The 14,777-nt window shown below is 59.5% G+C and carries 10 protein-coding genes and 1 pseudogene; 8 read left to right on the plus strand and 3 right to left on the minus strand.

Going from position 1 to position 14,777, the window contains the following annotated elements; all coding sequences use genetic code 11:
- Positions 1-7: 7 nt before the first annotated feature.
- A protein-coding gene (locus E9229_RS18475) for an IS3 family transposase (RefSeq protein WP_183513248.1) occupies positions 8-1,296 on the minus strand; the annotation gives its coding sequence in 2 pieces (ribosomal slippage) (positions 8-1,023 and positions 1,023-1,296; 1,290 coding nt in all).
- Positions 1,297-1,457: 161 nt separating this feature from the next.
- Between E9229_RS18475 and E9229_RS18480 the strand changes: the two genes are divergently transcribed.
- From E9229_RS18480 to E9229_RS18495, 4 genes are all read left to right on the plus strand, one after another.
- Complete coding sequence (locus tag E9229_RS18480) at positions 1,458-2,450, plus strand: glycosyltransferase (protein ID WP_312855758.1); 993 nt, start codon at positions 1,458-1,460, stop codon at positions 2,448-2,450.
- Positions 2,447-3,838, plus strand: coding sequence for a hypothetical protein (locus tag E9229_RS18485; protein ID WP_183513250.1), 1,392 nt, complete (start codon positions 2,447-2,449; stop codon positions 3,836-3,838). The genes E9229_RS18480 and E9229_RS18485 overlap by 4 nt, the downstream gene beginning before the upstream one ends.
- Before the next feature lie 111 nt (positions 3,839-3,949).
- The gene (locus E9229_RS18490; protein WP_407671347.1) at positions 3,950-5,242 is read left to right on the plus strand and encodes an IS256 family transposase; all 1,293 of its coding nucleotides are present in this window, start codon (positions 3,950-3,952) and stop codon (positions 5,240-5,242) included.
- 749 nt (positions 5,243-5,991) lie between these two features.
- Positions 5,992-7,236, plus strand: a complete 1,245-nt coding sequence (locus tag E9229_RS18495; protein ID WP_183513251.1) for an ISL3 family transposase — start codon at positions 5,992-5,994, stop codon at positions 7,234-7,236.
- A 31-nt stretch (positions 7,237-7,267) separates the two neighbouring features.
- Here the strand turns inward: E9229_RS18495 and E9229_RS18500 are convergent.
- Positions 7,268-8,572: pseudogene (locus tag E9229_RS18500) on the minus strand (IS1380 family transposase); the annotation flags it as partial.
- A 706-nt stretch (positions 8,573-9,278) separates the two neighbouring features.
- Here E9229_RS18500 and E9229_RS18505 point away from each other — a divergent pair.
- The 3 genes from E9229_RS18505 to E9229_RS18515 all read left to right on the plus strand — a co-directional run bounded on the left by E9229_RS18505 (position 9,279) and on the right by E9229_RS18515 (position 12,553).
- Positions 9,279-10,553, plus strand: coding sequence for an IS30 family transposase (locus tag E9229_RS18505; protein ID WP_456152395.1), 1,275 nt, complete (start codon positions 9,279-9,281; stop codon positions 10,551-10,553).
- Between the two features lie 90 nt (positions 10,554-10,643).
- Positions 10,644-10,892, plus strand: coding sequence for a DUF4235 domain-containing protein (locus E9229_RS18510; RefSeq protein WP_183513254.1), 249 nt, complete (start codon positions 10,644-10,646; stop codon positions 10,890-10,892).
- A 269-nt stretch (positions 10,893-11,161) separates the two neighbouring features.
- Positions 11,162-12,553, plus strand: coding sequence for an IS1182 family transposase (locus E9229_RS18515; protein ID WP_246380981.1), 1,392 nt, complete (start codon positions 11,162-11,164; stop codon positions 12,551-12,553).
- A gap of 534 nt (positions 12,554-13,087) precedes the next feature.
- Here E9229_RS18515 and E9229_RS18520 read toward each other — a convergent pair.
- Positions 13,088-14,503, minus strand: a complete 1,416-nt coding sequence (locus E9229_RS18520; protein ID WP_246380970.1) for a protein kinase domain-containing protein — start codon at positions 14,501-14,503, stop codon at positions 13,088-13,090.
- Positions 14,504-14,564: 61 nt separating this feature from the next.
- Between E9229_RS18520 and E9229_RS20150 the strand changes: the two genes are divergently transcribed.
- Positions 14,565-14,777: a DUF5956 family protein gene (locus E9229_RS20150; RefSeq protein ID WP_407671402.1), complete on the plus strand. Its 213-nt coding sequence runs from the start codon at positions 14,565-14,567 to the stop codon at positions 14,775-14,777.

Here is a 14,777-nt window from a genome sequence, read left to right on the forward strand (position 1 = left end):
CCGGAAATCATGCCGCCGTCTTGTGGGCGGCAGCGTCGGGTAACGAGCCGGAAATTTCAGCATAGTAGGTTCGCTCAAATTCCTCCGGGGATTGGTGTTCCAAAGTGGAATGCAAGCGCTCATTGTTGTACCAGTGAACCCAGTCGAAGACGACCTCAATCACGTCGGATTCAGTCTTCAGGGCCCCGGTTCGGAACGGTGAACCCTTGGCCACGGCTTCGTTCTTGAAGAGTCCCATCACGGTTTCGGCGGCCGCATTGTCGTACGCATCCCCGACGCTGCCGATCGAAGGGATCAGTCCCTCAATCTCCAGGGTGTCGGTGTAGCGGATCGAGGTGTACTGACTGCCCGCATCGCTGTGGTGCAGAAGTCCCTTGTCAACCGGCCTATTGGCGTTTTTTCGGCGCCATAGTGCCATCTTGAGGCACTGCTCCACGAAGGCGGTGTCCTTGACCGTGGAAGTTTCCCAACCGACGATGGCCCGCGAATACAGGTCGATCACCAACGCGACGTAAACGAACCCGGAATACACCGGGACGTAGGTGAAATCGGTGACCCAAATCCGGTTTGGCGCGCTGGCCTGGAAATTGCGGTTCAGCCGGTCCCCGGCGCGTTTTCCGTCCTTGCCGGGGATGGTGGTGCGGGTCTTACGCCCGCGAACCAGCCCGTTCATGCCTTCGTCTCGCATGAGCCGGTCCACGGTGTGTTTGGAGGCCTCAGGGAAGTCATTGCGGCGCAGCCACGCGGTCATCTTCCGCCGGCCGTAGAGGATTTCCGGCCGCGGCCGCCCCTTGGCGTCTGGGATGTTCAGTGCGCGTAACGTGTCGATGACCCTGGCGTCCTCGACCGCCCGCAGTGCCGGCAGTCGTGTTTTCCAGGCCCGGTAGGTCCGTGCGGCGACCTGCACGCCCTGCTCTCGCAGGACGGAACAGATCGACTCGACCGCATGGCCTTTGGCTCTCAGTTCGTCAATGAAACGGCAAATCAGCGGCGGCGAGGGTCGAGTTCCCTCGCGAAGAAAATCGATGCCGCTTTCAGGATCTCGTTGGCTTCCTTCAAGTCCCGGTTTTCGACCCGCAGCCGCTTGAGCTCATCGATCTCATCGGTGGTTGGGCCGTCCTTCTCGCCTGAGTCCACCTGGGATTGGACCACCCAACGGCGCAAGGACTCGGCGCCGACATCCAGCTTCGGGGCCAGTGCCTTGCATGCTGCGTAGAGCGATGGATATTCGGTGATTCGATCCAGGACCATGTTCACGGCACGGTCACGAACTTCGGCAGGGTATTTCTTGGGCATGGTTGCCATCTTTCTCAAAAAAGACAGCGGCATCAAACCCGGGACGGTTCAGACTAAGCAGTGTTGGGTACGTTCATGGAGCGTGTGGGGCGCTGTTTCTGAGTTATTGCGCAACAAAAGCCCGATCCGTCCCTTCAATGAAAGAAGAGCGAGGAAACCCGGTGCTCACTTATGTTGCCTACCCTTTGCAGCGGATTGCAGCTATTGTCCCGTGTTACAACGAGGAACAAACCATCGGGAAGGTAGTAGCTGACCTCATGCAAGCGGTGCCAGGGATGGTTGTCTATGTTTTCGATAACGCGAGTACCGATGAAACCTCGAGAGTTGCCACCGAGGCCGGGGCAGTTGTTCGTCATGAGTCCCGCAAAGGAAAAGGCAACGTCTTGCGGAGGGCATTTGCTGACATTGAAGCTGATGTTTATGTCACGATCGACGGCGATGACACCTACGAAGCCAGGGATCTGCCTCGAATGATTGAGACCCTGATTCAGGGCACTTATGACCATGTGCTCGGCGTCCGTGAAGACATCAGTGAAACGACTTCTTATCGTCCGGGGCATGAAATGGGAAATCTGCTATTCAATCGACTGGTCAGCTTTCTTTTCCATTCGCATGTTTCTGACATGCTTTCTGGCTATCGTGTCTTCTCTCGTAGATTCGTGAAGTCATTTCCAGCAATCTCCAAAGAATTTGAGATCGAGACCGAAATCACGGTTCATGTGATGGCACTTCGAATTCCTCAAATCGAGGAAAAAATCGGTTTTCGGGGTCGTCCGCCCGGCAGTGAAAGCAAACTCAACACCTTCTCCGATGGCCTGAAAATTCTCCGTGTTATCTTGCAGTTGTTACGACACGAACGACCTAATCTCTATTATGGAATAGTGGGTTCTCTGGCACTCATTTTATCCTTGGGGTTGGGCCTACCCGTTGTTTTTGAGTTCTTCGAAACGGGCCTGGTGCCTCGTTTTCCCACTGCTATAGCGTCTGCGGCACTCATGGGCATATCGATACTGGTAAGCAGTGTTGGAGTGCTCTTAGAGGGTGTCACGCATGCTCGTCGAGAAGCTGCTCGGCTAGCCTATCTTCGTCTGGACCCACCATCTAAAACACCGCGTCAGACTGCTATGTCCCATGGAAAAGCCAGAGCAGCGTGATGTCCAGCCATGCGAAAGAACTCATCGCTGAGCATGAGAATCGGCAAATTCCAGCAGGCTGGACGGGCAAGGACTTTGCGTGGATATTTGCTACCTCTTCGCTGGCGTGTTTGGGCAGCATCTTTATGTGGGCTGCAAATGCTCCCGGAAGAATGAGCAACGACTCGAGTTACCAACTTCGACAAGTTTTGGGTGAGGTGCCTCTCAACGATTGGCACCCAGTGATCATGACTCTCACCTGGCGTTCACTTTACGAAGCCACGGGACACATCGGTTCAATGGTTCTTGTCCAGATAATATTGGCCTTCTTAGCCAGTGCCCTCCTATCGATTTACCTGCATGACCTGACCCGACAGTGGAAAATTTCACTCCTTGGTGTGGGAATTGTTTCCCTGCCGCACGTGCTGACTTTTGTGGGTGTGATGTGGAAAGACACACAGATGATGATCGCACTATTCCTTGCCGTCGTGCTCATTCTTTTGGCTGATCGTTTCCGAAAGATTCGGGTTCCGCTACTTGCCCTTTCCCTGTTCTTTATGATCTATGGGGTGATGGTCAGGAAAAATGCTATTTTCGCAATCTTGCCATTGGTAGTTCTCCTCTTTGTCGTATGGCGGAACCAATCACGCTTCAGCATTTGGTTGACACACTCGAAAAAAAGGCAGCTAGTCGCCGCGGTTGCCGCGATTGCCTGTTTCGCTTTACTAACAGCGGCCACAAGTACAGTTCTCACTGCCGTTACGAAACCCTCTAAAGCAGGACAGCTTTCCCAGGTCTTTCTGGACGATGTCATCTTCACCATGTCTTCATCTGAGATCGAAAAGTCCAATGCTCCGGAAGCACTTAAAGCCAAGCTCGTTGCAGCACGGACGCTTTGCACGGAGAAGCACGCAATTTGGAACGCCTACTGGCAATGCTATGGACGTGGGGCAACAGGTCAACCATTTGAGGCGATCGCGAATCAAGAGGAACTTAAGGATCTTTGGCTGAATGGCGTAGCCACGAACCCCACCGGATATGTGGCTTATCATGCACAGACATTCGCACGATTCCTTTTCACGACGTCGCTTGTCTACCAAAAAGCTCCAAGTGTTGCTTCTGTTCCGCACGAATATCAAGTAAAGACCGGAAAAGCAGACAGCATCCTTACAGACTATGTGGTCAACTTTGGATACAAGATGTTTCCTTGGTTCTTTCATGGCTGGTTTTGGTTATTTTCATCGATCCTTCTATTCATGTTCGGTCGACGGGCCACATATGTCCGAACATCTGTTTTGGCTTTGACCAGCTCAGGCTTTCTTTATTTGGTCGGATATTTTCCCATTGTTCCGGCTTCCAACTACCGGTACTCGTATTGGGCGAGCCTGTCAGATGGAGTGTGTAAATGACCTAGTCACCATCTGATTCAGAGGACAATTATGACCGTGATAGAACGCAAAAAACCGGCAGGGAAAGTAGACGCCTCGGCAGCGGCCGAGCGCATGGCCGCCGTCGGGAACATGGAAGAACTCAAGGCCTCGGGGGCCTTCGATGAGCTGATGGGCCAGATCGACCGCGGCGAGATCGAACTCGATGGCAAGGACGGGTTCATCCAGCACCTGATCCGGGCCGGTCTGGAACGGGGCCTGAAGACCGAATTGACCGAGCACCTGGGCTACGAGAAGCACGAGTACGCCGGCCGCGAGGTCACGAACTCCCGCAACGGTTCCTACCCCAAGACGGTGTCCACCAGCGCCGGGGACATCGACCTGGCAGTACCGCGGGACCGGGCCGGGACCTTCGTCCCGCGCCTGGTTCCCAAGGGCACCCGGCATACCGGGCAGCTGGCGGACATGATCGTGAGCCTCTATGCCGGGGGCATGACGGTGCGGGACATCGAACACCACCTGGCCTCCACCCTGGGCACCGAACTCTCGCGCGAGACGATCTCGAAGATCACCGACGAGATCCTTGACGAGGTCATCGCCTGGCAGAACCGCCCCTTGGATCCGATCTACCCGATCATGTACCTGGATGCGATCGTGATCAAGGTCCGCGACGGCGCGCACGTGAAGAACAAGGCCGCGCACATCGCCGTGGGCGTGGACATGGACGGGATCAAGCACGTGCTGGGGATCTGGATCGCCGCGGCCGAGGGCGCGAAGTTCTGGGCGCAGGTCTGCTCCGAGCTGGCCAACCGCGGGGTGAAGGACGTGCTGATCGTCTGCTGCGACGGGCTCACCGGTTTCCCCGAGGCCATCGAGGCGACGTGGCCCCACGCGACGGTGCAGACCTGCGTGGTGCACCTGATCCGTTCTTCGATGCGTTTCGTTTCCTACGCAGACCGGCAGAAGGTCGCCGCCCAGCTGCGGCTCATCTACACGGCCCCGAACGAGGAAGCCGCCGGTGCGGCCCTGAAGGAGTTCAGCGACGGCGAGTGGGGCACCAGGTATCCGGCGGCGGTGAAGACGTGGCAGAGCGCCTGGGAGCGTTTCACCCCGTTCCTCGCGTTTCCCCCTGCCTTGAGGAAGGTCATTTATACGACCAATGCCATCGAGTCGTTGAATTTCCAACTTCGAAAAGTCACCAAGAACCGTGGTCACTTCCCTAACGACGCGGCCGCGGTGAAGCTGCTGTGGTTGGCGATCTGCAACATCGAGGACAAGCGCGCCATCGAACGTGCCAAGGTCCGGGCCGGCACCCGGGCCTCCAGCGGACGCCTCCTGGAGGGGGCCAAGACCACCGGTTGGAACCAGGCCCTGCAGTACCTGTGCCTGACCTATCCCGAACGCGTGGAAGCCTACCTGGATTAGAATCGAATCTTCGCCTTAAAGGGCCTCAAGGATTAGAGCAAGAAACACTATCTGACTAGTTCATTTACACAGACAACTTGACAGGCCCTATTGGGCGGCTCTGGCAGTGACCGTATCAGCGGTGCTCCTCGTGGCAGATCGATATTTGGTTCGGCGCAATGTCTGGGTGCAGGGATCCGCGGTGGGCAGATGTGGCATACCCGCTACGGACGTGCAGTCTTAGCCCTGATCCACCGATGAGAATCCTTGAGTTCTAGTGATCGTTGCAACACCCCCGAATCCCTCGGGAGATGCAACAACGATGAACACCGCACCCTCACCATCAAATAATGCTTCCTTAAGGGGAAAAACAGCCGCCACACCCCCGGCCCCGGCTAAGCCTTGATCCACCGATCCACCGATCCACCGATCCGCCCCCGGTCGTCGTCTGCTGACGACGGACGGGGGCGGTTTCGTTTTTGGGCACGGGAAGGGCGCCAGCCTCTCTGCCGGCGGGTGTTCCACGATGGTTTCCTGGTTGCGCCGCAGAGGGCTCGGTGAACGGTTCTAGGCGATTTGGGGTGGGGCGTGCACGGAAGTGAAGAGCCGTTCCCCTTCGGTTTCCCAGGGCCAATCCAGCGGAAGCCGGAGCTTGGTTTTCCGGTTCTCCTGACTGAGATGTGGGTCGGGGAAAGCATGGTACGAAAAAGCATGGGCAACCCCGGTAGGTTTGGAAGTTCTCACACCAACAGACCTACACGGAGTCACCCATGCGAGCTTCCACTCTACTGAACCGCGTCTTCACATTCACCGGCGCCACGGTCACCGCCGTGGATTACCCCGGCCACGGACCGGTCACCGCCACCGTCAAACTCACCGCCCGCACGAAACTTTCCTGTCCGCACTGCCCCTTCAGCACCACCGCCAGCTATGACACCCGCTGGAACGCATCCTCTTGGCGGCACCTGGACACCGCCGGAACACCAATGATCCTGAAGATGCTGCGCCGGCGCCTACGCTGCCCCGCCCACGGAGTCGTGGTTCAGGCCGTGCCCTTCGCTCGCCATGGCTCCCGGTTCACCCGTGACTTCGAGGACCTGGTCGCTTGGCTGGTGACCCGTATGGACAAGTCCAGCGTCTCCGCTTTCACCCGGATTGCCTGGCGCACCGTGGGGGCGATCTGCGAACGCGTGGTCGCGGACCAGCTCGATGCCTCCCGCTTCGGGAACCTGGTGAACCTGGGCGTGGATGAAATCTCCTGGCGTAAGCACCACAACTACCTCACCCTGGTTTCGGACCATGAAACCTCCACCATCCTCTGGGGATCAGCCGGGAAGAACGCCGCGACGTTGGATAAGTTCTTCTCCGAGATCGGCCCCGAAAATACCGCGAACATTCAGGCGGTAAGCATGGACATGGGGGCCGCGTTCATCAAGTCAGTGAAGGCCAACGCACCGAACGCTGCCATCTGCATCGACCCGTTCCATGTGGTCCAGCTTGGCACCAAGGCCCTGGAAACCGTACGCCGGGCCCACTGGCAGCGTGCCCGGTCCCTGCCGGATCAGGCGTTTGCGAAGAAGTATCAGGGCAACCGCTACGCCCTGCTGAAAAACCCCGGAACTCTCACCCCCACGCAACAAGAAACCTTGGAACAGCTGCGTGAGGACGGCGGGACACTCTGGGAGGGATATCTGCTCAAGGAGTCCCTGCGCGAGGTCTTTGCCGGGGACCTGGAACCTGAGGTGGTGATGGCGATGATCCAGTCCTGGTGCGATGCGGCCACCACCAGCGGGTTGGGGCCGTTCATGAAGGCCGGGGCAACCCTGCGCGGGCACATCGACGGGGTCCATGCCGCGGTGACCCGCGGGCTGTCCAATGGGAAGCACGAGGGCCTGAACAATAAGATCCGCACCATGACCCGCCGCTCCTACGGATTCCACAGTCCCGAGGCCGCGTTGGCGTTGATCATGCTCGCCTGCGGACCGGTGGAAGTCAGGCTCCCGTACAAGAGATAACGGGACCCACACTCACGTCAGGAGAACCGGTTTTCCTGGCACTGCGCGCGATGCGCGCCGGAACCTGGATGAGCTTGCGCCGGACCGTTGCGCTCCTGGCCTTGGCGAAGGTGCCGCCGGCCAGGATTCCGGTGGCGCGGGTGAGGTTGTAGGCGATGGCCGCGGCCACCAGCCAGGCACTATTGGCGCCGAAGTGCCCGGAGGGCATATGGGCCAGTGCGCTGTCCTTCAAATCTGCGTTGACCTGCTCGATGACCGCGTGTTGGCGGTGGGCCTTGTCCGCCGCGACGGTGTCCAGGACCCCGTGGTCCACGGTGGTGAAGAACGCGTGGAAACGGTGGCTGTCAAAGAGGGTGCCTTGCCCGGCGGCCTTCTTCGGGTTCAGTTCCGGGATCCGGCGCACCACCAGGCGCCCGGGAACCCGTTCGGCTTTCTTGCGGGAGGTGAACGCGGTGAAGCCGGTTTCGGCGACCTCGGCGCTGGAGACCAAAACCCCGGTGGATTCCTCAAGGATCGCATCGGTGTAGTGGATGGTCTCCCAGGCATCCTCCGGGATCGTGGCGATCGCCCGCTTCACGGCCGGGTCCATGCGCACCGTCACCGAGACCTGCGCGCCCGCCTTCAAGGCCGCCGATACCGGCCCGTGGCCGTAGTAGGCGGAGTCGAAACGGCACAACACCTTCGATCCGGGTTGGCAACGTGTGAGCGTGCCCAGTGCCTCGGTGACGAACTTCTTGGCTCCGCGGGCGGAGTTGGCTGCGCCCTTGCGCAGGCGTTGGGCGGCAATGAACGGCACCGCGTCCTTCGTGGATGCTGTGGCCAGCAAGGCGTTGAGCCCGCGCACCCCGGAATATCCGTAGCCCGAGCCCTGCTTCTGGTAGCCGTGGACCTCGATGATGGTGTCATCGACGTCGAGGTAAACGTAGTCATCAGCGGCAACATCACCCAGCAGTGGGGCCTTGCGGTTCAGGCTCACTAGGAACCTGGAGGCCACGGCATCGAGCTGGCGTACGTGCCCGAAGGTGAAGGAGCGCAGGAAGGACCCCAGGGTGGAGGGGGCATAGCAGGCGGTGAAGACCTTTTTCATGGCTCCGTGCCGCAACAGGGCCATATCGTCAATGGAGTCGGCGCCGGCCACCATCCCGGCCACGAGGGAAGCAATCTTTAACCCGGGGTTGGCACCTTTGTCGGTGGGCACGCTGAGCCATTGGTCAGTCAGTTCATGCAGGCCTGAGTCCCGGGCCAGGACCATGGCCGGCAGCAACCCGGCGGTGGACACGAGGTTTGGTTCGTCGAAGGAAACTGACACGGCGGAGGGATTGTGGGAAACTTGCATCTACGAGATGTCCTTCATTTCAGGAATGTTGCTACTGTCGCAAGTTCAATTTTCCCTGATACCTTGAGTTCTAGTGATCGTTGCAACACCCCCGAATCCCTCGGGAGATGCAACAACGATGAACACCGCACCCTCACCATCAAATAATGCTTCCTTAAGGGGAAAAACAGCCTCCACACCCCCGGCCCCGGCTAAGCGCTCCAACCGGCGCCACACACCCCAAGATAAGACCGCGTTCTTCGAGGCGCTGGACCGTCTGGGCACCATCGCGGCCGCAGCCCGGGAACTGGGCTTCAACCGTGCCACTTGCACCATGTGGTCCCGCACCACTGCCCAGCCCCCGGGACAGGAATACACCCCCGCGCAGCGCGAGGAGTTCTTCGTCCTGCACGACCGCCTGAACAACGTCGCCGATGCTGCACGGCAGCTGGGGATCAACGTCCAAACTGCATTCAACTGGGCCTATTCCATCAAGGCGGTCACCCGCAGGCCCCAGCGCGCCCTGAGCGCCAGAGAACAGGAACTCAAACCCTTGCGCGAGGGGTTCCTCACCGCACTGGCGCGCGTGGGAAGCGTCACCGTCGCCGCCCGGGAGGTGGGCGTGGAACCCAGCCAAGGCGCCAGTTGGGCCAGGGCCGCCGGGATCCGCAACATCCCCCGGCTCTCGGGTCAACGCGATCAATACTTGGCACTACGCCGTGAGGGCATGCCCCAGAAGACAGCCGTAGCCGCCACGGGCGCAGAGCGGAAGAATGCAGCCCGCTGGGAACAGGCACTGATGCCGGTCATAGATCGTCTTGATACCCCAAACCTTTCATCAGACGCGTATAAACAGGAGGTGACCACACTCGTCTGCGAAACACCTGCGCTCGAAACCTGCTTGCCCGTTTTAGGGGTTCGGGTGCCCGATTCACCGGCCAGCCTCGACCCCGGGAACCTGGAACCTGCGCTGATCCCCGAGATTCCATTGGAGGTCCTCGAAGCCACGATCAGTACCCGCTACCTGTCGCTGCCCGAGCGCGAAACGATTCGGGACATGCTCCAAGCCGGTGCCTCGCAGCGGGCCATCGCCCGGGAGCTGGGGCGTAGCCCCAGCTCGATTGGCCGGGAGATCAAGCGCAACTCCCACCCTGTGTTGGGATACCGCCCCTACACCGCCCAGCGAACCTCCACCGCCCAGCGCCAGCGGCCCAAGCCCAGTAAGCTGGCAGCGCCGGGAGAACTGCGTGATTACGTGCTTGCCAAGCTACGTAAGCACTGGTCCCCGGAGCAGATTTCGAACTTGTTGATCAAGGAGTTCCCCGATGACCCCTCTATGCGCGTGAGCCACGAAACGATCTATCAGGCCCTCTATCTTCAGGCCCGTGGTGGGCTAAGCCTGGAGGTGAAATCGGCCCTGCGTACCGGGCGCACCCGACGCAAAAAGCACAAGAATCCCCGGGAGCGTACGGAGCGTTTCCGGGATCCAATGGTCAATATTTCTGAGCGCCCGGCAGAGGTTGAGGACCGTGCCGTGCCCGGGCATTGGGAAGGGGACCTGATCATCGGGGCGCACAGTGGCTCGGCGATCGGGACCCTGGTGGAACGCACCACCCGCTACGTGATGCTGATACATCTACCGGTGGATCACACGGCCGCATCGGTGCGTGACGGGCTCATCGAAGCAATGCTCACCCTGCCCGAACACTTGCGTGGTTCGCTGACGTGGGATCAGGGGTCGGAGATGGCCAAACACCTGGCTTTCAGCGTCGCGACCGACATGGATGTCTACTTCTGCGATCCACATAGTCCCTGGCAGCGCGGGTCCAATGAGAACACCAACGGGCTGCTGCGTCAGTACTTCCCCAAGAGCACCGATTTAGGTGTTTATGGGCTGGAGGATCTGGAGCATGTCGCCCAGGAACTCAACAGCCGGCCACGTAAAACGCTGGATTGGGACACCCCGGCCGAGCGTCTACGTGATTTACTGGTCACCACGTAACCACCGGTGTTGCATCGACCCCTAGAATTCGCCGCGCGGATATTCAAGGAATTGTCCATCAGAGGTTAAATCTCAAGATAAGGAAGAACAATGAAAACACTCATCAAGGTACTGGGAACTGTCACTTCGGTTGTGGCTGGACTGATCGGTACGAAAATTATCAGTGCCATATGGAGGGGGGCCACGGGTGAGAAGCCTCCCTCGCCAGCCAACCCGGAAATTCAACAACGGGCCACCATCGGCAAGGTGCTCAGTTTTGCTATCGTTTCCGGTGCAAGCGCTGCCGTCATTCAGGCTGTCACTAAGCGTTGGACCCAAAAATTGGCCGAAAAGAAGTAGCACTCGCGCCATGACACAGGGGGCTCCGAGAGGTCAACTTGGGCCTCCTATGACGATCCGTTGATCATCCGGGCTCTTGCCCTAGGTGCGTGGGTCGGTAGTCGGGTGCCGGGCTCAAATGATTCTTAAAACGCCGAGGAATTAACCAGGGCCGCAAAGGGGTCGCTGGAAGAATGAGGGGTATGAACTCCCCTTCTTCTTCCATCCCGCAGGACGGCTTGTTCGACGCATCCCTGGTGGAGCGCCTCGAGCCCGTTGATGACGGGCTGATGGATGCCAACGGCGGGGAGCGGAAGCGGTTCAGGGCCTTTGAACCCGATGCGGTGATGCTGGTGCCACCCTCCCTGGAGGAGTGGCTGCCCGAGGGGCACCTGGCCCGGTTCATCGCCGAACTGGTCGAGAACGAGCTGGACCTGACCCGGTTCTACGCCTCCCACAAAAAGGCCAAGGGCCAGCCGCCGTACGACCCACGGCTGATGCTGCGCATCGTGCTCTACGGCTACTGCACCGGGGTCCGCTCCTCCCGCCAGCTGGAGCGCGCATGCACGGACGTGGTGGCGTTGCGCTGGCTGGCCGCCCAACAGGCCCCGGATTTCCGATCCATCGGCCGCTTCCGCCAACGCCACCTGGCCGCCTTGGCCAACGTGTTCCTGCAGGCGCTAGAACTCTGCCGGGCCGCGGGCATGGTCAAACTCGGGATGGTCGCGCTGGACGGAACGAAGCTGCGGGCCAACGCCTCTCGGCACAAGGCGATGTCCTACGCGCGGCTGACCGAAAAGCAGAAGGTCCTGGCCCAGGAGATCAGCGATCTGATGGCGGAGGCCAAGACCGTGGACGAGTCCGAGGACGCGAAGTTCGGTCCCGGTAAGCGCGGGGACGAGCTGCCGGTGGAACTGGCCAACCGGCAGGCCCGGTCCAAGGCCATGGCCGCCGCACGGGCTTCCTTGGAGCAGGAGGCCGCGGACAAGGCACGGGTAGAAGCCGAAGAGAAGGCCGCCAAGCGCGGGGATGACGATGATGAGATCACCGGTGCCGGTGACACCGCGGCCCGGGAATCGGAACCGAGGCCCACGGCGCAACGGAATTTCACGGATCCCCAAGCGCGGATCATGAAGACCGCCGACGGGTCCTATCACTATTGCTATAACGCGCAGGCGGTGGTGGACGCCGGGCATCAGGTCATTGTTGCCGCCGAGTTGGGCCAAGGGGCCAACGATTACGGACAGCTGGTCCCCATGGTCGAGCGGGTCCAGGAAAACCTGGGCATGATGCCCAAAACGTTGAGCGCCGATGCCGGGTACTGCTCGAAGGCGAACCTGGTGGAGGCGGGGCGGATGGAGGCGGAGCATGGGACCGGGTTCTTCATCTCCACCGCCCGGGTGAAGCACTCCACCCCGATCCCGGAGTCCCCGCGGGGCCGGATCCCGGCCAACGCCACCTTGGGTGAGCGGATGGCCCGGAAGCTGAAGACCAAGCCCGGCAAGAAGATCTACTCGCGCCGGAAGGTCATCGTGGAACCGGTGTTCGGGCAGATCAAAACCCGTCAGGGTAAGCACTTGTTGTTGCGCGGACTTCAGAACGCGCAGGCGGAGTGGAAGTTGTTGGCGGCAGGGCATAACCTGCTCAAGTTGCATGCGTTCCGGGCCCAGGGTGCCGGATAGCCAGGGTCGGAGGTGGGCCCTGGCGCTGCGCGCCAGAACCCACTGGTCCGGTTTGAGGGCCCCGGGGAAGGGCGGATGCGCCCGAAGGCCTTTTTCTCCGTGGTGTGACCCTGCGGCGGCCGGGCCGGGCCGGTATTCCTTCGTGTGTGGTGCCGTTGGTCAAACGACTACCGACCCACGCACCTAGCCTGCAAGATGCTGATCCGCCGGTCAAGGACATGCGAAGGTTCGCCCCTGGATGGATCTGAAGCTGAATGTCGTGAAACCGCATCCAGCTCCGCCGGGGCCATCCGGTGAGGCTTTATCCGTGAACCTCCCCACTAGATGCAAGAGCCCACCAGAACCAGCGCTTGAAGCAAAATGGCAGCCCACATGTGGAGCGTGGCTGGAATCCCACCCCGGTACCGGGGCTGCTCTTGCGGCACACACGAGGCAGCCCAATGTGCTCCACAATCAACTCATCAACAGAGACTAACCCCGAGAGTTGAATTGGGGACTCCTGTTCGGTGAAGTAGTTAGCTGAGCTGTACAGAATTACATGGCTAGCTTCTTGACATGGGACAAGTCGAGGATCGCGCCGGTCTGTGTCGATCTGCGACTCTCAAGTCGAAGGTCCAGATCGTGCATGACCAAACCCGCGAGGTCCTTTAAGTTGGCTGTGTCGCTCTCTGACATCGTCCGCGAACTGACGTCGAGTATGCACAAGGTTCCCAGGTTGTGTCCCTCCTTAGTCGTCAAGGGGGCTCCGGCGTAGAATCCAAGTCCGAGCTCCCCTGTCACTAGGGGATTGGAAAGCGTCCGTGGGTCTTCAGCTGCGTTTTCCACCACCCAGACCTCACCCTGCAGAATAGCTGATGCACACAGTCCCGGATCCCGGTCGATTTCCTCAACCTCAGTCCCGTGATGAGACTTAAACCAAATGCGGTCGTGGTCAACGATACTGACGATAGCTATCGGGACGTTGAAGACTCGGGCTGCAAGGGCAGTGATGGTATCAAAGGCACCATCGGGGGGTGTGTCTAAAATTGCGTACTCAGCCACCGCGGCCATGCGTGCCGGTTCGTCATCTGAAATCAGAGAGGGATCGATTTTGCGTCGCCCCCTTGCCTGAGACGCTAGGTCAAACAAAGCCAAAGACACTTCCAAAGCGCTGGGCCGTTCTTCCGGAATGCCAGCAGTCATGGCGGCTAAGAGTTTCTTCCAGTCCTGATCCAAGTCCTCAGGGATAGCTGGATCGTGGAGGAGCCGGGCAACCCCGCTCTGTAGTGGATCCCCAGGAAACGCGCGTTTGCCAGTGAGGCACTCCAGCAATACCAGCCCAAGCGAGTACACATCGCTGGCCGCAGTAACGGCTTCGGCGCGAGCCTGCTCAGGACTCAGATAGGCCGCAGTCCCCGAGAATCCGCCCTCGGCGCCCCCCTGCCGCCCTGAAATGAGGGCAATACCGAAATCGGTTAGCTTCGCGCGCATCCGTGAGGCATCTTGGTAGTAGTCAAAGACCATGACGTTACCTGGTTTGACGTCGCGGTGGATCACGCCATTGCCATGGATATAAGCCAGAGCGTCCGCGAGATCATGCCCAATCTGTGCTGTGTGACGATGACTGAGTGGTCCTTGCGCCAAATGCTGTTTTAAATCCGGCCCATTGATCAGCTCCATCACCAGATAGACATGCGGCTCATCGGGGTGCGCACGTTCGATTCCGGCATCCAAGAGAATAACCAAGGCATGATGTTGCAGACCTGCAAGTATTTTCACTTCAGCAGCAGCCGCACCGGCACTTTGCTCGCTACCGCCTGGTTTTGTGAGGATCTTGACTGCCACGTCTCGTCCCAGGAATTCGTCCCGACCGCGGTGCACCGTGGCGGTGGCTCCGGTTCCGATGCGCTCCAGCACCCGGTATCTACCGTCCAGAATGGTGTCATCGTGTTGGGCACCATATGTCATCATTGAGTAAACTTATCATTTTGCGTCGATCACTAATGCCAGCTACTTATTTCGGGAGCCGGACATCGATCGCTATCTTTCGCGTTCGGGACTGCCCTCTCGACCGCGCGGCTACCGATGTTTTCTATGCTTCCCCGCCGGAATCAAAGACAAGAACAATTTCTGGGGCCATCTCAATGAGGCAGACTTCCAGATGCCTGATACGCACCGGGACCCAAAACGAGAAGCAGCTAATTTGGGCGAAACTATCAAAGGCTCCCTTTCACAGATGCGGTGA

It is taken from the genome of Paeniglutamicibacter cryotolerans (genome assembly GCF_014190875.1).
GTDB lineage: Bacteria > Actinomycetota > Actinomycetes > Actinomycetales > Micrococcaceae > Paeniglutamicibacter > Paeniglutamicibacter cryotolerans.